Below are 23,220 nucleotides of genomic sequence, written 5' to 3'. Positions count from 1 at the left end.
GCAGTTCTTGTTTATTAAAGGAGATTCCCGTCTTCGCGGAAATGACATTTTATTCCCAAAATCCGAACTCTGAAATCCGAATTCCGAATTATCCTCTCACCTGGCCGTTGCCGCGCAAGACCCACTTGTAGGTGCAAAGGCTTTCCACGCCCATGGGGCCGCGGGCATGCAACTTGTCGGTAGAAATTCCCACTTCGGCACCGAGGCCGTATTCGCCACCGTCGGCAAAGCGGGTGCTCGCGTTCACCATCACGCTGCTGCTGTCCACGTTCGCGACAAAGTAGTCTTGAACAGAGGCGTCTTCGGCGACTATCGCTTCAGTGTGACGGCTGCTGTTCTTTTCGATATGGTCGCAGGCTTCGGCCACGTTATCGACAAACTTGACGCTTGCCTTGAGGGCCAAGTATTCGTGGTGGTAATTGCTGTCATCGCCGATGTCCTTGATACGGCTGTCGTGGCTCTGGGCGTCCTTGTTGCCGAAGAGTTCCACGCCACGGTCGGCGAGGCAATCCAGGAGTTTCTTGACGGTTGCCGCGTCAATGTGGCGGTCAATAATCACGCATTCCATCGCGTTGCACACGCCGGTGCGCTGTGTCTTCGCGTTAATCAAGATGTTTACGGCCTTGTCCATGTCGGCGGACTTGTCCACGTACACGTGGCAGATGCCGTTGAAGTGCTTGATCACAGGAATCTTGCTCTGTTCCACCACGGCGCGAATCAGGCGTTCGCCACCGCGGGGAATCACCAGATCGATACAGTCGTTACGCTGTAAAAGCATGCCCACCAGGTCGTGGCTCGTTTCGGTCACGAGCTGCACGGCGTCTTGGTCGATGCCTTCTTCGGCGAGGGCTTCGTGGAAAATGCCGGCGAGGCACTTGGCGGAATTCAGCGATTCCTTGCCGCCGCGCAAAATCACGGCATTGCCCGCCTTAAAGCAAAGGCATGCGCCGTCAATCGTCACATTCGGGCGGCTTTCGAAAATGAAGAATACGGAACCGATAGGTACCGCCACGCGGCTAATCTTGATGCCGTTCTTCAGTTCGCGACTTTCGAGCACCCGGTTCAGCGGGTCGGTAAAGGCGGCGATTTCTTCGGCGCCCTTGGCCATCGCTTCGATGCGGGCGTCGTTCAAAGTCAGACGGTCCATCTTGGCGTTGTCGAGCTTTCCGGCAGCGGCTTCGAGGTCTAGCTTGTTTGCAGCAAGGATTTCCGGCTTACGGTCGCGCAGAATCTGGGCGACGCGGTTCAGCACGGCGCTACGCTTTTCGCCCGGGAGGGTACGGAGCGCCTTGCTTGCCTTCTGGGCGTTTTTTGCCAAAAGGTCGGAGTATTCTTCCAAGTTGGAATATTTCAAATTGGAGCAAGTCATAAGCCGTTTTTATCCTTTTTTGTGCAATCCATGTGGATGTATAAATTGTTTTACATTGTAAAACTTGATTTTCATCACATTGGAGTATAAGTTAGTATCGTACAGGTTTGTTTTTACCCGCGACGAGGGTTTATAGTCGCAAGGTATCGGACTTGGGTGTTTAGACTCGGTGCAATCCTTCTCTCTCGGGGAGCACCGAGTCTTTTTTTGTTCGAATCTTTTACAGCAAATTCACGATAGTCGCGAACAGCTTGTCGGCGAGCACGTTCGTTTCCAGGCCTTCGAATACGTTGAACTGGTTGAACATGATCTTGCCGTTACCGAACGGGTAGAGCTGCAGGTCCGAACCGGTCTTCACTTCGCCATCCTTTAGCGTGACGGAGCGTGCGAACACCTTGGCGCCCGGCAGTTCGTTCAGCGAAATGCTCGGCATCACGGCGGCTGCATTGCTGTCGAGAACAGATGCTTCACCGAATACCGGTGCAAGTTCAGAACCCTTGGGCAAGTAGTGCAGGCTGAGTTCGTTTGCGCCCGTGCTCCAGTGAGATTCGATGTTGCAGTCGAACTGGTGGCTCTGGTTCATGTAGTCGATATCTTCTTGCGTGAGGTCAGACAGCAAGAGCGTCTTGCCGCCGTTCTTCACCACGTCTACAATCTTGTCCAGAATTTCATCGGGCCAGGAGCTCAGGTTTGCAGTAAAGATGACCTGTTCCGGACCCGTGAGGGCAGCGAGGGCGTCGCTCGATTCTTCGCTGTTGTCCAAGAAGCAAACCTTCCTCATGGCGCCCTTCACGTCGGCTTCGGCAATCACGATCAAGTCTTCTTCGGTCGTGTGAATCTTGTTGCCGTCGTTGATGAGGGTGACCTGCAACTTGTAGCTGCCTTCGGTGCGCGGGGCCATCATGGTGCAAATGCCCATTTGCGTAAGGCTTGTCTTGCCGGCAGGTTCTTCAGGGGAAATCTTGTCGGTGGCGAGTTCCTTGCCGTTGTCGTCAACGAGCTTGACTTCGACAGAAACGTCTTCGTAACGGCTGTTGTTGAGGAGCGTCACCTGGAAACTGATTTCGCTCTGCGGGGCAACCACGTGTTCCAGTTCGCTCACGAGGGCGCGGCTCGGGGTCGTGATCTCCTTCGAGAATTCTTCAAAACCCTTGCTTACGCGGTTTTCGTCGCACAGACCGTCAAATTCGGTGCCGCAGTCGGCCCACTGGTCCAAGAAGAAACCTGCAATCTGCGGGTTGCTCTGGAGGGCGGTAATCTGGTCGAGCTTACTCTTGATGGCGATGCGGTTTGCATCGGCCACAAAGCTCTTGTAGTCCTTCCAAATGGACATGTCGCTTTCCACGAAGGTTTCTACGGCCTTGATGGCGTTCTTGATGGCCTTCTGGTTTTTGGCGCTACGCGGTCCCTTGATGTTGGTGGCCGTTTCCGGGAGGAGAGTGTGGTTCTTGAGCGTCACCAGCATCTTGTTGTTGATGTCGCTCACTACATTTTCTTCTTCGTCCTGGAAGTGGCTGTCGCCAAGGCCAGTGTCGGGCACGGAAATTTCTTCGGCGTCGCGGTCAAAGCTGTGTGCCAAGAAGTGCGTGTAAGCGGCGTTCGGCGTCATGCGCGGGTTCATGCGCAGAGTGGCGTAAGTCGAAATCTTGTCGACCGTAACCGGCAAGAGTTTGCCAGTATCCTTGCGGAAGTTTCCTTCGTTGTCGATATAGATACTGTTCAGGTTGCTGATTACCGGGCGAGTCATGTCGACCGGGCTAATGGCGTTCAAAAGCTTGTTGCCGTTCTGTAGCAGCAGAGTTCCGTTTTCGGCACCCATGACCCATGCGCCAATGCAGGGGTGGTGGTGCTGTTCTGCCACGATGTCGTTGATCAGTTTCTTGACGATTTCAAGACCCTGGGCGGTAGACCTCATGGTGTGGATCGGGAATTCCTGGAACACGATAAGACCGAGCTTATCGCAAATGTCGAGTGCCTGGGTAGAAAGCGGAGCGCCGCAGCTACGAATGGCGTTGTAGCCGGCAGCCTTCACAGCCTGCAGGTCCTTTTCGAGCTTCGGGTTGTCGAATGTCCAGAGGCCGCCTTCGCTCCACTGCTGGTTGTAGGTAATGCCCTGGATCTTCAAAATCTGGTCGTTCAGGTAGTAGTCGCCCTTGAGGCAGTCGAACTTGCGGAAACCGAAGGTACGCACCACGGGGAACGCGTATTCGGCGCGCTTGATTTCCTTGCCGTCCTTTTCCTTGCCGGCCTTGATTTCCATCTGGAATTCAATGGCGTAAACGTTCGGGTGTTCGGGGCTCCACTGGAACTTGTGGCGCTGCTGTTCCTTGACTTCAAAAACAAAACGCTGGGTCATGTTTTCCTTGTCGAGCTTCAGGTTGTTCACGAACTGCTCATAAACGTCGCCATCGGGGTTACGCATGAGCACGCGGAGCCTGGTCTGGAAACCGCGGGGGTTGTTGAAGCTGATTTCGCAGGCGATACGCTGGGTGTCGGCATCGGGTTCGAGCTTCACGTCAGAAATGAAGGCTGCGGTACCCAAAATCAGGTCCACGTGGCCAAAAATACCGCCAAACGGGTACTGGGTCCAGGGGAGGCCGACAGGCAGTTCGCCCGGGTGAACAAAGCGGTCATCGGCGCCGTCGGCGCTTTCGCGGCCAAAGTCGATACGGCTGTTCAGGGCACCCATGTTGGCGACACGCACGCAAAGCACGTTTTCTTCGCCGAGCTTCAAGGCCTTCTGCAGTTCAATAATAAAGGGGGTGTAGGCACCGAAGTGCGTGCCCAAAAGTTTGCCGTTCAGCCAAACGGTGGCGTGGCTTGCAATGCGTTCAAAACGCAAGAAAATGCGCTTGGCAACCTGTTTTTCGTCGTCGATGGTGAAACGCTTGAAGTAGAAGGCGCAGTCGTGCGACATCAAAAGCTTGTCAAATGCCCTTTCCCAAATATGGGGAACTTGCACTGTCTGCGTGTCTTTGGGGTAAGTAGCGTACCAACGATTAGAAATACCGGCATCTTCGGTGTCCCAAATCATCTGCCAGTCGCCATCAAGGCTCAAAATCTTGCTCATTCGAGTTTCCTTTATGAAATTTTGGGTGAAAAGATAGAAAATTAGAGCTTAGAACTTAGAGTTTAGAACTTAGAAAAGCTTGTTTTTGGTGCTTGCCAAAGGGCCAACAAAGTTCTATCAACTAAGTTCTACCAACTATTTTTCCACAATCCCTTTACACCGAGTGGATTTTTTCTATATTTGGGGTCCCAATAGCAACCAAAAAAGGATTACAAAAATGTATTCTATTGTTGAAACAGGTGGTTTCCAGTATAAAGTTGAGCTGGGCAAGGCTTACAAGGTCCCCACGCTCGATGCCGCTGTTGGTTCCGAACTGGAGCTCAAGTCCGTTCTTCTTTTCGCAGGAAAAGAAGTGCAAATCGGCACCCCTGTCCTGAATGACGCCTCCGTGAAGGTCGAAATTCTTGCCCACGGCAAGTATGACACCGTCATCGTTTACAAGAAGAAGCGTCGTACTCGTTACGAACGTCGTAACGGTCATCGTCAGGGCTATACCGAGGTGCTGGTTACGGAACTTCGCTCCGGCGCAGAATCCGCAAAGGTCGACTCCAAGGTTATCGATCGCAACCGCGCTCGCGTGGCTGCCCTCGCCAAGCAGAAGGTGCAGAATGTGCCTCTGACTCGCAAGGAAAAGATTGCCCAGGGTCTCCCGAAGCCCGCCAAGGTTAAGAAGAACTCTCTGCGTAAGGCTAAGGAGGTATAATCCATGGCTCATAAGAAAGGTCAAGGTTCAGTACGTAACGGCCGCGACAGTAACGCCAAATATCTTGGTGTGAAGAAGTATGCGGGCGAAGTCGTCAAGGCTGGCAACATCATCGTTCGTCAGCGCGGTTCTCACTTCCACAAGGGCACCAACGTTGGTATGGGCAGAGACTTTACTCTGTTCTCTCTCGTTGATGGCAAGGTGAAGTTCGAACGCCTCGATGCAAAGCGTCAGAAAGTTTCTGTCTACCCGGAAGAAAACTAATCGGTTTTGAATCGTTTAGAGCCGACGGTACCACAAGTACCGCCGGTTTTTTGTTTTATCGCGCTACTGCCTACTTCCTACTGCCTACTTCCTACTATGTTTTTTGCTATTTTATGAATAATGTCTAGGTTTATGACGATTCGTTATCTGTTTGTTGGCGTCCTTTTTTCGATGGCGGCTGTTTTTTGGGCTTGTTCTGACGACGATAGCTCTGTTGAATTTAGGGTAGAACGCGAAGTTTCGGATATTTCGACCTTGTTGCAGTGCGCCAAGGGTGCCGATAGCGGCGCCTACTGCTTTATGGTCCGTTTCCGTTATCCGGACGATACGGAGAGCCTGGACAGCATTTACCTGTGGGTCGGCGACGATGTGCTGGACGATACTTCAAAGACTGTTGGTGACAAGGAAAAGTCGAAGGCGACCGATCGCTTTGCATTCCCCAAAAAGACTGAAGAACTTTTCGACACGATTGACGTGACTCCGTATATCCAGGATTACGTGGAGGAACGCGAAAGCCTGATGGTGGCGCTCTATTGCGACTATTCGGGTGGACGTCCGGGAACGGTTCAAAGAATTTATTTGTATTTTGGCGACAAGATTGCGCCGTCCGATATCAATATCTCTGATTCTACATGGACTACCGGAGCGCTTCTGGAATGGACACGTCCGACAGACCAGACAAACCACTACAAGCCGAATGAACTTTCGGGACCGATTCTTGGTTACAATATCAGAATCTATAGCGAAAACAAGAACGAGGACTTGCGCAAGCTGAAGATCCGGCTTGAATCACCGGACGGAATCGATTCTACCGGCGAAACGCTTTACTTGCGCCACAAGGGCTACCATTCCAACGTGGATTCCGTGTTCCTGCAATCTAAAGAACATGGCGACAGCCGCAAGAACGAGTTGTTCCTGGCCATTCCAGACGGCAAGGGCTACAACAACGACAGCCCCGATTCCAATATTTTCCGTTTGACGATTGAAGGCCTCAAGGCTGAGGCCGAATACAAGATTGGTTATTCGACTTGGGATACTTGTGGCAACTATACGGGTGTAGACCGTTCGGACATGCGCGCATGGCTTACCATCAATACGACGGATTCTGTCGCTCCCTTGATGCCCACCAAGATATTTACGATGAAGGATACTTTGTACCCCGAAATGGCAAGGCTTGACAGCAATAACCGCCTGCTCATTTTCTGGAGCCAAAGCGTAGACCCGTACAAGCGCGAACACGACATCGAGGTCGATACCGTTCTGACGATTCCGGATACATGCCTTGTCAACTTGTGCTACGACAAGGTGATAAAGTACAGGGTTGAATATTGGGACCGTTACACCGAACAGTGGGTGATTAGCAGCGATGTAGATACCCTGGACCGCTACACCAAACTTTACAAGCCTTCGGGCGACACCATGAAGGTTTCCGCTACGGGCAAGTTCATTTCTGACACGATCCGTTATGTCGCCCCGGGCGATACGCTTGTGCTTCGGATTATTGCAATCGATGAATCCGGTTACTGGTCTGTACCGCTGGTCGACACGATTGCGGTTTCTCCGGGAGCAATCGCAAACGAAATAGAATGCCCTGAAGGCTTTGTCGCGGTCAAGGCTTCCGATACCAATTACTTCTGCATGGAACGCATGGAACACCAGAATGATTCGGGCGAATTCATGACGAACGTTTTGCATTCCGAAGCTCTTGCAACTTGCGAAGCGATTTCGGCAAGCGGTTTCAAGGTGAGTCTGTGTAACGAACGCGACTGGGAACTCGTTTGCCTTTCGGGCGGAACGCTTGCCTATGGCGTGGTTCAGGACGATACTGTTGAAACGGCTGAATTCTTGTTCAAGTACTGCAATGTGGCGACTAACGATTCTGCATCGGCGGCCAATCCTGTCAAGCGCAGTTCCCGTTGCATGAACCCGATGGGCATTCGCGATTTGCCGGGCCAGTACCAGGAATGGGTGAGGGGCCGCTCCGAAGATACGATTGCTGTGGTCAAGGGTGGTTCTTACCGCGTGATGGGCGGGCTTGAAAGTGGCGAGTTTGGCCGTGAAACGCAGGCTCTTTGCACGAACCGCTATTTCCCGTATTTTACCCGTTTGGCCTATACGACTGATTCCGTATTCCTGTATCGTGAGGGCACCAGGGTCGATACCGTTTATACCGCCGATACTTCGAGAACCTTGTACAAGGTGCTCACCAAGAAAGATTTCAAGGACACTTTGCAGTTCTTTGATATTCAGGATTCTAGCGGAAATTCCGTGGGCACGGACTATGTGCCTTATGCAGAATACAAGCAGGGCGGCGATGAATGGCTTGAATCCATTTCCAACGGCATGAAATATGTGCCGGACCATATCGAGGTCGTGTTCCTAACGGGCGAGCGTGTCGCTTACCGCGGGGCGTCGAACTACTACAGGTCTACAAGCATCGGGTTCAGGTGCTGCGCATACAAGGAATAATTCGGATTTCGGATTTCGGAATTCGGAGTTGATTACAAATGGAAAATCAAGATTATTTAAAAGTTGCAGAGGCGCTTGCTAAGGAAGCGGGGGCTCTTTGTCTTGAAATACAGCAGAACTTGGGCGGTGTCAAGTACAAGTCCAAGAAAGATGTGGTGACCCGTGCAGACATAGCAAGCGAGAAGCTGATTGTCGAAGGACTCCGTAAGGCGTTTCCGGAACATTCCATTCGCACCGAAGAAGCTGGCGTTATCGAGGGGGTGGATCCGCGTTACCGCTGGATTATCGATCCGGTCGATGGTACCGTGAACTTTAGCCGTGGAATTCCGTTCTGGGGAATTTCGATTGCGCTTCACTTTGAAGGCAAGCCCCTGGTTGCGGTCGTGAATCTGCCGCGTCTGGGTGAACTCTATACCGCGATAAAGGGCGAGGGCGCCTTCATGAACGGCAAGCCTATCCATGTGAGCGACGAGTCGGACCCGGTACACGCGATTGTATCTAACGGCGACTTTAACGTGGGTGACGTGGCCAAAATCAACGCCCAGAATTCCAAGAATTTCGCTCGCGAGGCAGAAACTTTCGAACGTGTCAAGTGCTTTGGTTCGGCGGTGATCGAAGGTTGCTTTACGGCCTGCGGGCGCCTGGACTGCTTTGTGATGACCATGAGTTACCCGTGGGATATTGCGGCCATTGCCTTGCTTGTCGAAGAGGCCGGTGGCAAGTCGACTCATATTGACGGAACTCCCATGCAGTTCGTAGATGCCGAACAGGTTATTTTTAGTAACGGAATTTTACATAAAACGTTGATAGATACTATCTTGTAAACTTTCTTTTCGTGTGAAAAATCTTCAAAATATGCTATATTGGCTTTGGGTTTGCGGTGTGGTCAATTTTGGAGAAAGTCATGAATTGTAAAAAATACCTTTTTTCGGGTCTGGCCTTTTTGGGCTTGGCCACGACAACGGCTTTTGCAGCGCTCAGCACAGATGATTATGTAGAAGCAGCTTGGATGACCACCCGCTTTTTCGGGGCGCAGCGTTCAGGTGAAGGCCCCAACTGGATTCTGGATGGCACCAATCACCCAACCAGTTTTACAAAGGATAGCTACAACGGCAAGAATGTGAGCGGCGGCTGGTTTGACTGCGGCGACCACGTGATGTATGGTCAGTCCCAGGGCTTCGCCTCTTACGTGCTCGCTTTGGCTTACGCTGAATTTACCGAAGGTTTCTACGACCTTTATACGGGCGACTATTCCGACTACAAGGCCAGTAAGGACTATTCCATGAAGGGCGGCAAGCCTAACAAGGAACGTGACTTGCTCGAAGAACTCCGTTATGAAGCGGACTTCTGGGTCAAGGCCGCAATCGATGGCAATAACTTTGTGACCGTGAAGGGTGATGGCAATGCCGACCACCAGAAATGGGTCACCGCCGGCATGATGAGTACGCTGGGTTCCGGCGAAGGTGGCGAACCTCGCTCGATTACCGGTAATGCAAACGATTCTTACACGCCGGGTATGGCTGCCGCTATGCTTGCCGTGATGGCCCGTATGGATCCCGAAGAATCGAACCAGAAGAAGTACCTTGATGCAGCAAAGGTTGCATACGGTTATTCCAAAAACCATAAGGGCGTGACGACTTCGGGTGGTTTCTATGAATCTACCTGGTGGGATGGCCGTACACAGGACGGCGTGTTCCTTGCCGCCTTGGAACTTTACCGTACGACAAAGGACGAGTCCTACAAGAAAGACGCTGAAAAGTATTTCAATGATCTTCAATTCTTGAAGGGTATGTATACCCGATTCTCTTACAGTAACGCAGTTCCGCTTTCCGTGGTGATGGGTGCCGGTGCCCTTGGTCTTGAACCCGGTGGACAGTACAGAGATGTGGAACGTTTCCTGGAAAAGCTTTACCAGGAAAATATGTCCAATGACGTGTTCAAGGGTGAAACCAGCAATAGCGACCATTTCCATGTGCGTACCCCCTCTGGCGGCGCCTTCCTCTATGCTCTTTATTCCAAGCTGTTCGACGATGATTCCTACGATAGCATGATTGAAAAGAACGTCGCTTACTTGCTCGGCGACAACAGCAACAAAAAGTCTTATGTGGTGGGCTTTACCAAGAATGGTGCCAATGCTCCTAAGCGTCCGCATCATCGTGGCTACTATGGCAACGAAGATCCGGGTCGTGAAGTTGGCGGCATGGGCGATGCTCCTGAAAAGAACAAGTATCTGGGCGGCATGATTGCTGGAAACTTTAACGACGGCAACCACAGTGGCGATGTGTCGAACTGGCAGCTTAATGAAGTCTGCGTCGACATGAATGCTCCGATGGTGGGTGCTCTCGGCTACATCTTGAGTAAGAAGGCTCCGAAGACCGACGAAGAACTTGGTGTCAAGTCTGTTGCCAAAAAGGACACCGTCAAGAAAGATACCGTTAGCAAGGATACAGTCAAGAAGGACACCACCAAGAAAGATACCAGCGATGCAATCATCCCGCGTCTTTCTTTGACCAAGAATTTCAATCTGGCCTCGAGCGGTTCCATGGTGAGCGTTTCTCAGGTCTTGAATATGCCTTTCAGGGTGCAGGTCTTTGACCTGACCGGTAAGCTTTTGCAGGAAATCAAGGGCGAAGGTCACAACCTTCAGTTCAAGATTCAGGGTAAGGGTGTATTCCGAGTGCGGGTTATCTCGGCTCGAGCGAGCGAAATGTTCACGGTGAAGGCTTACTAGTAGTCGCGAATAGACATCGAAAATTTGCTTAAAAACCCGCCTTTTGAGGGCGGGGTTTTCCATAATGTGAAATCTAATTTCTACTAAACTTTGTAAAACTTTATTTGCATTTTATTCGAGAGCGACTAAACTTACAAAAATGTAGGTTTCGTGGTTTGCGTGCCTTGAAATTTAAAGGAAAAAGGCAATTTTGAAAACTTGCAAAATACTAACTTACAAAAATGTAAGTTTTTGAAGATTTTTGCCCGCTTTTCACTATTTGTCATGCCCCTTTGCTATCTTTACAAGCGTTAAAAACATTAACAATCAAAACTCTCAACGGAGATATATAAAATGGCAATCAAGAATGCTTACCTTCAGAAAGTCTATGACAAGGTCGTCGCCCGTGATCCGGACCAGGCCCTCTTCCATCAGGCTGTCCGTGAATTCCTCGAATCCCTCGACCCCGTCCTCGAACAGGACAAGTCCTGGGAAACCAACGGCGTGATCGACCGCCTCGTCGAACCGGAACGCGTGATTACCTTCCGCGTGCCTTGGCTCGATGACAAGGGTAACGTTCAGGTGAACCGTGGCTACCGCGTGCAGTTCAACTCCGCCATCGGCCCGTACAAGGGCGGTATCCGTCTCCGTAACGAAGTGACGCTTTCCATGCTCAAGTTCCTCGGCTTCGAACAGATCTTCAAGAACAGCTTGACCACGCTCCCCATGGGCGGCGGCAAGGGCGGTTCCGACTTCGATCCTAAGGGCAAGAGCGACAACGAAGTGATGCGTTTCTGCCAGTCCTTCATGACTGAACTCTGCAAGCACGTCGGTGCCGACACGGACGTTCCGGCTGGTGACCAGGGTACTGGCGCTCGCGAAATCGGTTACATGTTCGGTCAGTACAAGCGCATCCGCAACGAATTTGTGGGCGTTCTCACCGGTAAGGGCCTCTCCTACGGTGGTTCTCTCGCTCGTACCGAAGCTACCGGTTACGGCCTCTGCTACTTCACTCGCGAAATGCTCAAGGACCTCGCTAACGACTCCTTCGAAGGCAAGACCGTCGTGATTTCCGGTTCCGGTAACGTTGCCCAGTTCGCTTGCCAGAAGGCTACTCAGCTCGGTGGCAAGGTCGTGACCATGTCCGACTCCAACGGCTACATCTACGACCCGAACGGCATCAACCTCGACGTCGTTCTCGACCTCAAGAACGTGAAGCGCGCCCGCATTAGCGAATACGCCAAGCTCGTTCCGGGTTCTGAATACCACGAAGGTTCTAAGGGCGTTTGGACGGTCAAGTGCGACATTGCTCTTCCGTGCGCAACCCAGAACGAACTCGACCTCGAAGGTGCCAAGGCCCTTATCGCTAACGGCGTGAAGGCCGTTGCCGAAGGTGCTAACATGCCGTCTACTCCGGAAGCTATCGAAGCCTTCCAGAAGGCCGGCGTTCTCTTTGGACCTGCCAAGGCTGCTAACGCTGGTGGCGTGGCTACCTCCGGTCTCGAAATGTCTCAGAACTCCGAACGTCTCTCCTGGACCTTCGAAGAAGTGGACAAGAAGCTCGAAGGCATCATGAAGAGCATCTACGCCGCAGCTTCCTCTGCCGCTGTCAAGTACGGCCAGAAGGGCAACCTCGTCATGGGTGCAAACATCGCCGGCTTCCTCAAGGTTGCCGATGCCATGAAGTGGCAGGGCGCGGTGTAATAGTTCTGAGTAATCAGTTCTCAGTTGTGAGTAACAACTCAAAGGCCTCCGGTTCAAAGCCGGGGGCTTTTTATTTAGAATAAAAAAGTTTACGCTTATTTGTCCTTTAGGCTTTTTTGAGTATATATTGCTTGGTAAGAGGGCGAAAATGAAGATACAGGCGTTTTTATTGGTGATGTTGTTGGGCGGAGCGGGACTTGCGAGTGCGCATGTCCTGAAAATGCCCGATTTCAAGGACAAGCGCGACGGACGCGTGTATAAGACGGTGCAGATCGGAAACCAACGCTGGTTTGCCGAGAATTTGCGCTTTAACGTGAAGGGGAGCTGGTGCTACGACAGTCGCGACTATAATTGCGAAACGTATGGCAGGTTGTACAATTGGGCGATGGCGATGCGCCTGGTGGATTTTTACAACAACCATTCCATTGCGAACATTGATTTTACCCAAAAGGACTGGAAAACGTATCATGACGCCTGCCCTGCGGGGTGGCGCTTGCCGGCCAACAAGGACTGGGTGACTTTAAAGCGTTATGTGGGGCGAATCGGTAAGAGTGATGGCGTCGGTTTGAGCCTTAAGTCTCCTGAATTGTGGGAAAAGGAACTGCGCGTGCCTGCGGGTTCCGACGAATTCGGCTTTAATGCCTTGCCGGCGGGTGTGCGTAACGAGTATACCGGCTTTATGGACTTGAAGTCTTCGGCGCAGTTCTGGTCTTCGTCCGAAATTGACAACGTGGGTGCGATTTACTGGGGGCTGCTGTACGATTCTAGGTCTTTCGATAAAATCTACGCATCCAAAGACGACGGCGCCTCTATCCGCTGTATCGAAAACAAGGTGTACCCCTTTAGGGAACCGCCTCCTCCGCCACGCTCGAAGGTGATTCCGCAGGTGGTCAATGTACAGAACAAGGCCGTGCTTACGATTCATATTGGCGATCAGGTGTGGATGGTCAATAACTTGAACGTGAAGGTGCCGGGTAGCTACTGCTACGACGACAGGGAAGAAAACTGCGAACGTTTTGGACGCCTTTACACGTGGGAGGCTGCGACCAATATTACGAAAGCGGCGAAGATGAAGGACGTCTGCCCCAACGGTTGGCATGTGCCGACATCGCTTGATTTTTACAGGCTCAATATTTACCTGAAGGATATTGACGATGCGGTGGGCGTGGGTACGAACTTGCGTGCCCGAGAAACCTGGATGGAAAGCGATCTTGCTCTCATGGGTGAAAACGGTTTCGGGTTTACGGCGCTGGCCTCCGGTGTGCGCGATTCCGCTGATACTGTTTCTGCGTATTCTGGAATTGGAACCTTTACAGGGTTCTGGACGGTGAATGAACTTGATTCGTCGCGGGCAATCGTCTGGACGCTTCCGAATAACAACGATGACTTCGTGATGGATTCGAGTCTGAAGAATAAGGCGTATCCGGTACGTTGCTTGATGAATCCGCCGGACATTGATGAAATTTATGACAGTACCTCGATTTACGACAAGCGTGACGATAACCGCTATAAGACTCTAGCTGTGGGCGAAGATGTCTGGATGGCGGAAAATCTGCGCTTTGCCGCGCCGGGGAGCTTTTGCTACGAGGACAAGGATATCCGTTGCCGCAATTACGGAAGGCTTTATCCGTGGCATGTGGCGATGAGACTCCCCGAAGACTTTATCGAGAATTCGCTGGATAGCGTGTCGCAGGGGGCCGTTGTCGAAGAACATCAGGGTATTTGCCCCGATGGCTGGCATATTCCGCGGCAAGAGGAATGGATGCGACTTGGACAGTTTGCAATTAACAAACGCAAGGGCTTGGCTGCGGCCCTCAAGAGCCGCGAAGGCTGGGCGCAGGGCGACATGACCAAGAACAACAATGCGAGCGGCTTTAACGCTTTGCCGGCGGGGATTCGTTTCCGCAACGACGGCGAATACACGGAACTCGGGACGAGTGCGTATTTCTGGGCGGCCGAAGGCGGTGGTGGCTCAGGAGCCGCTTACTGGTATGTCGTGAACAGTAAAGATGATTTCAAGAACGAAGAAGATTTCGACGGGAACGCTTATTCGCTTCGGTGCGTAAAGAACAAGAAATAGGGCATGGAATTTTAATGTGGGATGTGGAATGTGTGATGTGAAATTACTCATCTCACATTACACACTTCACATTGCGCCGTAGACGCTAACATTACACATTGCGGCTTTGCCGCTAGACGTCGCCGACTTCACCTGTGGCAACAAAATTTCGCACAGCTCTTGTGATGCGCATGCTGCAGAAGTTCGGCCCGCACATGCTGCAGAAGTGGCTTGCCTTGGCCTGGCTGCCGGGGAGCGTCTTGTCGTGGAATTCCATCGCCTTCTCGGGGTCGAGCGATAGCGCGAACTGGTCGTTCCAGCGGAAGTCGAAGCGGGCGCGCGAAAGGGCGTCGTCGCGGAACTGCGCTGCGAAATGGCCCTTTGCAAGGTCGGCCGCATGGGCGGCGAGCTTGTAGGTGACTACACCTGCGCGCACGTCGTCGCGGTCGGGGAGCCCGAGGTGTTCCTTGGGCGTCACGTAGCAGAGCATCGCGGTGCCGTACCAGCCGATCTGTGCTGCGCCGATGGCTGACGTAATGTGGTCGTAACCGGGGGCAATGTCGGTGGTAAGAGGGCCGAGCGTGTAGAACGGGGCACCGTGGCACTTTTCGAGCTGGCGTGCCATGTTGTCCTGAATCTTGTGCATGGGCACGTGGCCCGGGCCTTCGATAATCACCTGCACACCGTATTCCCAGGCAATCTTCGTGAGCTCGCCGAGCGTGTCCAGTTCTCCGAACTGGGCCGCGTCGTTGGCATCGGCGAGGCTTCCCGGACGCAGACCATCGCCCAAAGAAACGGCAACGTCGTAGGCGGCGAGAATCTCGCAGATTTCGCGGAAGTGCGTGTACAAGAAGTTCTGCTGGTGGTGGCGCATCTGCCAGAGGGCAAGGATGGAACCGCCGCGGCTCACGATACCCGTGGTGCGCTTGGCTGTCAGCGGAATGTGTTCCAGCAACAGGCCCGCGTGAATCGTGAAGTAGTCCACGCCCTGTTCCGCCTGCTCAATAAGCGTGTCGCGGTACAGTTCCCACGTAAGTTCTTCGGCCTTGCCGTTCACCTTTTCTAGCGCCTGGTAGATAGGCACCGTTCCGATAGGGACGGGGCTGTTGCGGATAATCCATTCGCGCGTTTCGTGGATGTGCTTTCCGGTGGAAAGGTCCATCACGGTGTCGGCGCCCCAGCGCACGGACCAGGCCATCTTTTCGACTTCTTCTTCGATTGAAGAAGTGATGGCGGAGTTTCCGATGTTGCTGTTGATTTTCGTGAGGAAGCGGTTGCCGATAATCATCGGCTCGCATTCCGGGTGGTTGATGTTCCCCGGCAGAATCGCGCGGCCCGCGGCGATTTCGTCGCGCACAAATTCCGGCGTAATGGGGGAGCCTTCAATCTTGATCTTGCCCTGGGCCTGCAACTCGTCAAGGCGCTGGTTTTCACGTATTGCTACGTATTCCATTTCCTTGGTGACGATTCCCTTGCGGGCATAGTCGAGCTGCGTCAGGTGGTGCCCGGCCTTCGCGCGGAGCGGGTGGTGTTCCGCATTAAAGCGCAGGTGGTCGAGTTCGTGGTTTGCACGGCGGGCGCGGCCATAAGCCGACGTCATGTCGTCGAGCTGTTCGGCGTCGCCACGTTCCATAATCCATGATTCGCGGAAACGCTCGATGCCCTTCGTCACGTCGAGCTTGGCGTCTACATCGCTGTAAGGGCCGCTCGTGTCGTATACGGGAACCACCGGCGTCTCGGGGTCTTCTGTCAAAATTTCGCGCATTCCCACGCGGATGTCCGGGTACATTTTCCCCGGAACATACACCTTGCGGGAATTCATGAAGGGCTTCAGCAAAGAGTCCATTATATTATCCTAAGTGTGTCATCCTGAGCGAAGGGCGTTGCCCGTAGCCGAAGGATCTAGACACGAATTACTTTACTCCAATCAGAGACAAATCGCGCACGGCACCCTTATCTGCGCTTGAGGCCATTGCCGCATAAGCCTGCAATGCCTTGCTAACAACGCGGTCGCGGTGTTCCGGCTGCCAAGCCTTGGCGCCGCGGGCTTCCATTTCCTTGCGGCGGGCGGCAAGTTCGTCGTCGGTGAGCTGCACGTTGATGCTGCGGTTCGGGATGTCGATTTCGATGACGTCGCCCGTGTGCACGAGTCCGATGTTACCCTTGTTGGCGGCTTCCGGAGAAGCGTGGCCGATAGAGAGACCGCTCGTACCGCCGGAGAAACGACCGTCGGTAAGGAGGGCGCAGGACTTGCCGAGGTGACGGCTCTTGAGGTAGCTGGTGGGGTAGAGCATTTCCTGCATGCCGGGGCCACCCTTCGGGCCTTCGTAGCGGATCACGACCACGTCGCCTGCCTTCACCACGTTCGGGTCGAGAATGCCCTTCACGGCATCTTCCTGGCTTTCGAACACCACGGCGGGACCGGTGAACTTGAAGATGGATTCGTCGACGCCGGCGGTCTTCACGATGCAGCCGTCCATGGCGAGGTTTCCGTACAGAACAGCGAGGCCGCCGTCCTTGGTGTAGGCGTGTTCGCCATCGCGGATAGCGCCCGTAGCGCGGTCGAGGTCGTGGTCGGGGTACATGAAGTTCTGCGAGAAGGCGACCAGATTGTACTTGCGGCCCGGGCCTGCGAGGTAGCGCTGCTTGGCTTCTTCGCTCGGGTTACGCTTGAGGTCGTTCACTTCCAGAGCTTCGCCCATGGTCTTTGCGTGGACGGTCTTCGCGTCCTTGTGGAGGAGTCCCATGCGGTCCAGTTCACCGAGGATGCCCATGATGCCACCGGCGCGGTTCACGTTTTCGATGTGGATGTTGTGAACGGTGGGGGCCACCTTGCAGATGCACGGCGTGTTGCGGGAAAGGCGGTCGATGTCCTTCATGGTGAAGTCCACGCCCGCTTCCTGGGCCACGGCGAGCAAGTGGAGCACTGTGTTGGAGGAACCGCCCATGGCGATGTCAAGGCGCATGGCGTTCTCGAAGGCGTCCTTCGTGGCGATGCTACGCGGGAGGATGCTGTCGTCGTTCAAATCGTAATACTGGTGGCAGAGTTCCACGATGCGCTTACCGGCGGCTTCGAACAGCTTCTTGCGTTCGGCGTGGGTGGCAACGATGGTGCCGTTACCCGGGAGGCTAAGGCCCAGGGCTTCAGTCAGGGAGTTCATGGAGTTTGCGGTGAACATGCCGGAGCAGGAACCGCAAGTGGGGCAGGAGTTCGCTTCGATGGCAGCCACTTCTTCGTCGCTGATGGTGCTGTCGGCGGAATCGATCATGGCGTCAATCAGGTCGAGGGCGCGGTCCTTGCCGTCCTTCGTGGTCACGTGGCCAGCTTCCATCGGGCCGCCCGAGACGAAGATTGCCGGAATGTTGAGGCGCATGGCGGCCATGAGCATACCCGGAGTCACCTTGTCGCAGTTGGAGATGCACACGAGGGCGTCGGCGCGGTGGGCGTTGGCCATGTATTCGGTGGAGTCTGCAATCAAGTCGCGGCTGGGGAGGCTGTAGAGCATGCCGTCGTGGCCCATGGCGATACCGTCATCGACTGCGATGGTGTTCATTTCTTTGGCGACACCGCCGGCGGCTTCAATCGCGCGTGCGACCACCTGGCCCAAGTCCTTCAGGTGGACGTGGCCCGGAACAAACTGGGTATAGCTGTTCACCACGCAAATCACCGGCTTGCCAAAGTCTTCCACCTTGGTTCCTGTTGCGTGCCAAAGGGCGCGTGCACCGGCCATTTCACGGCCTTCCATAGTCTTGAGCGAACGAAGTTTCGGCATAATAATCCTCTTTTTGTGTCTTTAAAATCTGCGGCGTTACTCGTAAAAAATGCGGGTAAAAAGACGCCAAATTTCGGGCTAAAATGTAGAAAAAGTAGACAGTAGGAAGGAAGATGGTGTTTTTTCAAAAAAACTAAAATTAGGTTTGTGAGATTTCTCTCGGTAAAAGTACGAAAAGTGATTTTTGTCACTTCTGACCCCCGAAATTTCGCTAAAAACGGCACTTTCAAAGTAGTTTATTTGTTACAGAATGCTTAAAATTATATTAAAAACGCTTATTTTAAGCAAAAAACGGCACTTGATGAATTTTATACAACAAAACGTTGTCCAAAAACCCTTTAAACCGGTGGGGAATAAGTCTATATTAAGCCCGACTTCTAAAAAACGAGGTTGGTTTGATGGAAAAAAATATTCTCACGAATAGATTTTGTGGCGTATTTGTATGCGCTTTTATGTTGTTTGTAACACATGCTTTCGCTGCCTGGGACGGAACTTCGATGGAAGAGCCGGAAATTCAAGAGATAGAAGGCAAAAACTTTTATTTGATCAATAACGAAGCCAAATTGGCATGGTTCGCTAACGAAACCAATAAAAATCCTGGCGCTAGGTTGAACATTAATGCCAAATTAAATGCTGATTTGGACATGGGCCACAAATTGTGGACTCCGATGGTTGCCGGTAAGGGCGATGTCGCGTTCGAAGGGATCATTGATGGCGATGGTCACGTTATTTCGAATTTGTACATCAATAGCGAAGAAATTGCACAAATTAAACCGGTGTATGCTCAGAACCTTGGTTTTGTAGGTGTCTTGGGCAATGGCTCGGTGAAAAACATCGTCTTTGAAAATGTGGACATTGTAACTTCGACTAGCGCGGGTACTATTTTGTCAAACACAGCAAACCAGATTTCAGTGGGCGCTGTAGTGGGTTGGTTGGCCGATAAAAAACCGGGTGGAGTGGTATCGGCTTGCTATGTGTCTGGAAAGATTAGCGCTACTGGTAATGGCCAGGGAATTGGAGGCATTGTCGGAAACGGCAAAAATGGTACGATTGAACATTGCTTGAGTGCTGTTACGATTCAAGCTGAAGGCAATGATGCTTTTGTTGGCGGTATTATTGGTATTACGAAGGCGACCTTGTCGGTGAAATCTTGCGTGTACAATGGTGAAGGCTTGATCAATACGGGGAACGGTGCTACGGGTGCTGTTGTCGGAAACCATTTAAGCGGAGCGCTTACTACCTCTAATAATTACTATGATGAAGACTTGAAGGGTGTTGGCAAAGGTTCTGAAACCCCAAATACCAATAAAAAGGTTAATTTGGTCAATGCTGACGATATCGCTTGCGCTTTGAATGGCGGCGAAATGCTTGACGGCTATTGCACCGTTGCGTCTCCGTGGTCTGTGGGTAAAGATAATCTCGCCTTGAACGGTTATGGTGCGGAAACCATTTCTATCCTGACTGTTAAGGAGACCCATTATGGTGCTGTGACGATTACTGAATATTCCGACAAGACTGTTGCTGAAATTGATGGTGATTACACTGGTCCTGATACTATTGAAATTAAGAAGGATATCCTTGTGGATCAGGTGGTGTTCAATAGAAAGTTCACTATCGGTAAGATGTCCACGATTATGCTTCCGTTCTCGATTGATACTTCTAAAGTGAAGGGTGGAACGTTCTATAAATTCAATAGAGTTGTTGAAGAAAATGGTGTTCGTAAAGTTAAGATAGGTCTTGTTAAAACTCAACAACTGGGTGCTAATACGCCGTATCTAATTATGCCGAAAGAAGAAACGCTCACATTCAGTGGTGAGGTGACTTTTAATACCGAAACAGCCCCGATTGAACAGCTGGTTAATAATTCGTGGGAGTTCGTGGGAACCACATCATTCAAATCGTTCGATGAAGATCCTGAATTAGGTAATATTTGGGGCTTTGCAGGAACAGCTCAAGAAGGTGTGAAAGTGGGTCAATTTGTAAGAGCCGGAAGTGGTGTGACAATCAAACCTTTGCGAGCCTATTTGGTGGAACATCAGAATGTAGCATTGGCGAAGTCTGCGAGTGGATCTCTGAATTCTATGAATTGGGATGTCTCATACGAAATTGATGTGGAAATTGTTGATGAAAATGACAATGTTATAGCGTCTGGAAAGATGAATGCTGTAACTGGTGAAATTCGTATGAATAGCTGGTTTGATTTGAACGGACGTAAACTGAATGCCAAGCCCACGACCCGTGGAACATATTACCATAACGGTAAACGAGTGATTGTTAAGTAAGGGAGTGCAAAATGAATTCTGAAATGGTAGAAAAGAAAGCATATGTTTCTCCTTCTATGGAAGAAATTGATATGGAATGCCAGAAGAAGTTCTTGTGTGGCAGTGGCGAAAATAACGATGATTGTATGGATACTGAGATTGAATAATGGTTAAAACCAGTTTTAAAGAAAAAAAAGACTATTTGCCTCCTTCGATGGAGGTAGTTTCCCTTCGTCAACAAATTCCGCTGATTGCTTATAGTGGCGGAGAATTCAACTTGAACGAATCCGAAAAAAAATACTTTGCTTAATTTTACCAGGGACCGAATTCGGCCCCTTTTTTCTATCTTTGGGCCATGGGTTTAATTCTGAAGAAAACAGACAAGCTCCTGTTTAAACTATTGCAGCTTGCGCTCGATACGACGGGCGCTTTGCAGGGGCTTGAGGAGGCGCCTTCCGAAGAGGAATGGAAGGCGATTTATAAGCTTGCCAAGCGCCAGAGTGTTTTGGGCGTCGTTTTTAACGCGGTCAAGAAACTTCCGGAAAATTTCAGGCCTGCAAGGGCTCTTTTGCTGCGCTGGTCCATGGATGCCGAGGGCACCGCGGGCATGAACAAGCTGTTGAACCTGGAGGCGGCGCGCTTGACGTGGGTTTTCGAGGGCGCGGGTCGCAAAAATGCAATCTTGAAGGGCCCCGCCAATGCAAGACTTTATCCGGATCCGCTGAGTAGGCAGTGTGGCGATATCGACATTTGGGTCGAGGGCGGCCGCAAGGGTGTAACCGAATTGCTTTATAAGTTGAATTTGTTGAATGCGGAAAACGATGACCATGCCTATTCGCGGCACCATATTCACTTGCCCCAAAATAAGGATGGAGTCACGGTGGAGGTGCATTTCAAGCCTGCATCGGGAATCCCGTTCCGCAATGGGGCGCTTCAAAAATTCTTGAATGAAGAAATCCGTAAAGCGACGCTTGTTCCCGAGGGCTTTTATTCGCCGTCAATCAAATTTGCACTCGTGATGCAGCTTGCGCATTTGCAGCAACATTTTTATTCGGGCGGCCTCGGATTCAGGCAGTACACCGACTACTTGATGCTGCTCAGGCATTCTACCGAGGGCGACCGGAATGCGGCTGTCGATGTCATGAAAAATTTAAGCATGATGCGTGCTTGCGGTGCTGTAATGTGGGTGTTGCAAGAGGTGTTCGGGCTTGAACGTGAATTGATGCTTTGTGCGCCAGACCGCAAACGTGGCGAGCGACTTTTGAAACTTGCTCTTGCGGGCGGTAATTTTGGACAACATAAAGAAGTTCCTAAACCCAAGAATGTTTTTGCTCGCTGGTTCAAGGATCGTTTGCAAGCCCTTTCGTGGTTGACGTTTGATCCGGTGAATGCGGTTTTCAAGGAGCTCAAATACTGGCGTGCGACTATTTCGTTGATTCCAAAGCGCATTAAGCGCAGGAGGATTGCCCTATGATTTCTGCCGGAAACGCACGCCGTTATCAGGTGGCGCTTCATTTGTTTGAAGTTTCTCAAAATATTAGCGAGAATTTTTTTGCAGACTGCATGGACAATTATGCTCCGTTTGCTACCGAAAAAGCGGGTGAAGGGCTTTTTTTAATGCGTGTGGAATATGGCGAATCTCCTGCATATACCGAAGAACTTTGCCAAGATGAAGAGGGCCAGCAGATTGTTTGCGGACTTACCGCCGGGCAAAATTCGGTGTTTGATTTTCGTTTGCAAAAGAAAAAAACGGGTGTGCTAGTTTGTTCAAAAGACTACAAGACGGCAACCCTGTTTATACCGCAAGGTACGGCTGCGGCCTTGCTCAAGTTTGCCGTGAACAATGCGCTTATGGTGCTTTACGCGATTGCATCGGCGCCTTATAATACGGCGCTGTTCCATGCGGCTGTCGTAAATTACGAGGGCAAGGGTTACATGTTCCTGGGCAAGAGCGGTACGGGTAAGAGCACGCATGCAAGGCTATGGCTCAAGTACAACGAGGGCTCGGAACTTTTGAACGACGACAATCCTGTGGTGCGCATTGAAAAAGATGCGGAAGGGAATGGCGTTACGCGCGTTTACGGGTCGCCTTGGAGCGGAAAGACGCCTTGCTACAAGAATGAGGTTTATCCGTTGGGCGGCTTCGTGATGCTTTCGCAGGCTCCGTACAACAAGATTGAACGTTTGCGCGGCGTGCGAGCGTACGCTGCTTTGGTCCCTTGTATTTCGGGCAAACGCTGGGAATCGGTTATTGCCGATGGCTTGCATAAGACAGAAAACGCTTTGGCGATGAATGTGCCGGTGTGGTACCTGGAATGCTTGCCCGACGAAGATGCGGCAAAGCTGTGCTGCGAGACGATTTCGGGCTAACGGGAAATGAAATGCAAAAGAAAGATGATTCGATGATTCTTTCCGAGGCAATTCGCCTTGTGGGCGAAGGGCTCGAGGTGATTTTCCCGGTGAACGGAAAAAGCATGAGGCCTTTTATTGAAGGTGGCCGTGACAGTGTTGCGCTTGTTCGTCCGGAAAACGTGAAACCGATGGATGTGGTGCTTGCGAAGACAGATGACAACCGGTATGTGATTCACCGTGTTATGGAAATGGCGGGCGACCGTGTGACTTTAATGGGTGACGGCAATTTACAGGGCCGAGAACATGCTGAACGTAAACAAATTTATGCTAAAGTAACGCATGTTGTGCATCCAAATGGTTACAAAAGATCTCTTTACACGCCTTTTATACAATTTGTCCAAAAATTGTGGGTCAATTTTTTACCTTTGCGTCGTTATTTGCTTAAATTATATAGAGTCTACATTCGAATCCGGAATTTCTAGAAGG

At 51.7% G+C, this 23,220-nt stretch carries 16 protein-coding genes; 12 read left to right on the top strand and 4 right to left on the bottom strand.

Annotation, left to right across the window (positions count from 1 at the left end; translation table 11 throughout):
- Window positions 1-88: 88 nt before the first annotated feature.
- Both B7988_RS03595 and B7988_RS03590 read right to left on the bottom strand, forming a co-directional pair.
- Window positions 89-1,369, bottom strand: coding sequence for a glutamate-5-semialdehyde dehydrogenase (locus B7988_RS03595; protein ID WP_088656858.1), 1,281 nt, complete (start codon window positions 1,367-1,369; stop codon window positions 89-91).
- 220 nt (window positions 1,370-1,589) lie between these two features.
- Window positions 1,590-4,439 (bottom strand): sugar-binding domain-containing protein, encoded by a 2,850-nt coding sequence (locus B7988_RS03590; protein ID WP_088656857.1) that lies wholly within the window; start codon window positions 4,437-4,439, stop codon window positions 1,590-1,592.
- Window positions 4,440-4,656: 217 nt separating this feature from the next.
- Here B7988_RS03590 and rplU point away from each other — a divergent pair, with 217 nt between their 5' ends.
- The 7 genes from rplU to B7988_RS03555 all read left to right on the top strand — a co-directional run bounded on the left by rplU (window position 4,657) and on the right by B7988_RS03555 (window position 14,369).
- On the top strand, window positions 4,657-5,142 hold the full coding sequence (rplU, locus tag B7988_RS03585) for a 50S ribosomal protein L21 (protein WP_072801234.1): 486 nt from the start codon (window positions 4,657-4,659) through the stop codon (window positions 5,140-5,142).
- A 3-nt stretch (window positions 5,143-5,145) separates the two neighbouring features.
- The gene (gene rpmA / locus B7988_RS03580) at window positions 5,146-5,406 is read left to right on the top strand and encodes a 50S ribosomal protein L27 (protein ID WP_072801233.1); all 261 of its coding nucleotides are present in this window, start codon (window positions 5,146-5,148) and stop codon (window positions 5,404-5,406) included.
- 120 nt (window positions 5,407-5,526) lie between these two features.
- Window positions 5,527-7,875: a fibronectin type III domain-containing protein gene (locus B7988_RS03575; protein ID WP_249268827.1), complete on the top strand. Its 2,349-nt coding sequence runs from the start codon at window positions 5,527-5,529 to the stop codon at window positions 7,873-7,875.
- A gap of 38 nt (window positions 7,876-7,913) precedes the next feature.
- On the top strand, window positions 7,914-8,699 hold the full coding sequence (locus tag B7988_RS03570; protein WP_088656855.1) for an inositol monophosphatase family protein: 786 nt from the start codon (window positions 7,914-7,916) through the stop codon (window positions 8,697-8,699).
- An 80-nt stretch (window positions 8,700-8,779) separates the two neighbouring features.
- Complete coding sequence (locus tag B7988_RS03565; protein WP_088656854.1) at window positions 8,780-10,606, top strand: glycoside hydrolase family 9 protein; 1,827 nt, start codon at window positions 8,780-8,782, stop codon at window positions 10,604-10,606.
- 333 nt (window positions 10,607-10,939) lie between these two features.
- The gene (gene gdhA, locus B7988_RS03560) at window positions 10,940-12,289 is read left to right on the top strand and encodes an NADP-specific glutamate dehydrogenase (protein ID WP_088656853.1); all 1,350 of its coding nucleotides are present in this window, start codon (window positions 10,940-10,942) and stop codon (window positions 12,287-12,289) included.
- A gap of 148 nt (window positions 12,290-12,437) precedes the next feature.
- On the top strand, window positions 12,438-14,369 hold the full coding sequence (locus B7988_RS03555) for an FISUMP domain-containing protein (RefSeq protein ID WP_088656852.1): 1,932 nt from the start codon (window positions 12,438-12,440) through the stop codon (window positions 14,367-14,369).
- Window positions 14,370-14,481: 112 nt separating this feature from the next.
- Here the strand turns inward: B7988_RS03555 and thiC are convergent, their stop codons facing one another.
- Both thiC and ilvD read right to left on the bottom strand, forming a co-directional pair.
- The gene (thiC, locus tag B7988_RS03550; protein WP_088656851.1) at window positions 14,482-16,194 is read right to left on the bottom strand and encodes a phosphomethylpyrimidine synthase ThiC; all 1,713 of its coding nucleotides are present in this window, start codon (window positions 16,192-16,194) and stop codon (window positions 14,482-14,484) included.
- A gap of 67 nt (window positions 16,195-16,261) precedes the next feature.
- Complete coding sequence (gene ilvD, locus B7988_RS03545; RefSeq protein ID WP_088656850.1) at window positions 16,262-18,121, bottom strand: dihydroxy-acid dehydratase; 1,860 nt, start codon at window positions 18,119-18,121, stop codon at window positions 16,262-16,264.
- Window positions 18,122-18,519: 398 nt separating this feature from the next.
- Between ilvD and B7988_RS03540 the strand changes: the two genes are divergently transcribed.
- From B7988_RS03540 to B7988_RS03525, 5 genes are all read left to right on the top strand, one after another.
- A complete protein-coding gene (locus B7988_RS03540) occupies window positions 18,520-20,403 on the top strand; it encodes a hypothetical protein (protein WP_141225546.1) in 1,884 nt (627 codons plus the stop codon).
- An 11-nt stretch (window positions 20,404-20,414) separates the two neighbouring features.
- Window positions 20,415-20,549 (top strand): hypothetical protein, encoded by a 135-nt coding sequence (locus B7988_RS15375; RefSeq protein ID WP_283160526.1) that lies wholly within the window; start codon window positions 20,415-20,417, stop codon window positions 20,547-20,549.
- Between the two features lie 188 nt (window positions 20,550-20,737).
- Complete coding sequence (locus B7988_RS03535; RefSeq protein WP_088656848.1) at window positions 20,738-21,856, top strand: nucleotidyltransferase family protein; 1,119 nt, start codon at window positions 20,738-20,740, stop codon at window positions 21,854-21,856.
- Entirely contained in the window at window positions 21,853-22,752 is a 900-nt protein-coding gene (locus B7988_RS03530) for a hypothetical protein (protein ID WP_212668289.1), read from the top strand. Before B7988_RS03535 ends, B7988_RS03530 begins: the two co-directional genes overlap by 4 nt.
- Before the next feature lie 11 nt (window positions 22,753-22,763).
- On the top strand, window positions 22,764-23,216 hold the full coding sequence (locus B7988_RS03525) for a S24/S26 family peptidase (protein WP_163452817.1): 453 nt from the start codon (window positions 22,764-22,766) through the stop codon (window positions 23,214-23,216).
- The last annotated feature ends 4 nt before the right edge of the window (window positions 23,217-23,220 follow it).

It is taken from the genome of Fibrobacter sp. UWB1 (genome assembly GCF_002210325.1).
Taxonomy (GTDB): Bacteria; Fibrobacterota; Fibrobacteria; order Fibrobacterales; family Fibrobacteraceae; genus Fibrobacter.
Note: the sequence above shows the minus strand (reverse complement) of the source record. Positions and strands in the feature narration are given on the sequence as shown.

Excerpts from the sequence above, each read along its gene's own strand:
- B7988_RS03590 (WP_088656857.1), bottom strand. The coding sequence starts at position 4,439 with ATGAGCAAGATTTTGAGCCTTGATGGCGACTGGCAGATGATTTGGGAC.
- B7988_RS15375 (WP_283160526.1), top strand. The coding sequence starts at position 20,415 with ATGAATTCTGAAATGGTAGAAAAGAAAGCATATGTTTCTCCTTCTATG.
- gdhA (WP_088656853.1), top strand. The coding sequence starts at position 10,940 with ATGGCAATCAAGAATGCTTACCTTCAGAAAGTCTATGACAAGGTCGTC.
- B7988_RS03555 (WP_088656852.1), top strand. The coding sequence starts at position 12,438 with ATGAAGATACAGGCGTTTTTATTGGTGATGTTGTTGGGCGGAGCGGGA.
- B7988_RS03595 (WP_088656858.1), bottom strand. The coding sequence starts at position 1,369 with ATGACTTGCTCCAATTTGAAATATTCCAACTTGGAAGAATACTCCGAC.
- rplU (WP_072801234.1), top strand. The coding sequence starts at position 4,657 with ATGTATTCTATTGTTGAAACAGGTGGTTTCCAGTATAAAGTTGAGCTG.
- B7988_RS03540 (WP_141225546.1), top strand. The coding sequence starts at position 18,520 with ATGGAAAAAAATATTCTCACGAATAGATTTTGTGGCGTATTTGTATGC.
- ilvD (WP_088656850.1), bottom strand. The coding sequence starts at position 18,121 with ATGCCGAAACTTCGTTCGCTCAAGACTATGGAAGGCCGTGAAATGGCC.
- B7988_RS03575 (WP_249268827.1), top strand. The coding sequence starts at position 5,527 with ATGTCTAGGTTTATGACGATTCGTTATCTGTTTGTTGGCGTCCTTTTT.
- rpmA (WP_072801233.1), top strand. The coding sequence starts at position 5,146 with ATGGCTCATAAGAAAGGTCAAGGTTCAGTACGTAACGGCCGCGACAGT.
- B7988_RS03565 (WP_088656854.1), top strand. The coding sequence starts at position 8,780 with ATGAATTGTAAAAAATACCTTTTTTCGGGTCTGGCCTTTTTGGGCTTG.
- B7988_RS03530 (WP_212668289.1), top strand. The coding sequence starts at position 21,853 with ATGATTTCTGCCGGAAACGCACGCCGTTATCAGGTGGCGCTTCATTTG.
- B7988_RS03535 (WP_088656848.1), top strand. The coding sequence starts at position 20,738 with ATGGGTTTAATTCTGAAGAAAACAGACAAGCTCCTGTTTAAACTATTG.
- B7988_RS03525 (WP_163452817.1), top strand. The coding sequence starts at position 22,764 with ATGCAAAAGAAAGATGATTCGATGATTCTTTCCGAGGCAATTCGCCTT.
- thiC (WP_088656851.1), bottom strand. The coding sequence starts at position 16,194 with ATGGACTCTTTGCTGAAGCCCTTCATGAATTCCCGCAAGGTGTATGTT.
- B7988_RS03570 (WP_088656855.1), top strand. The coding sequence starts at position 7,914 with ATGGAAAATCAAGATTATTTAAAAGTTGCAGAGGCGCTTGCTAAGGAA.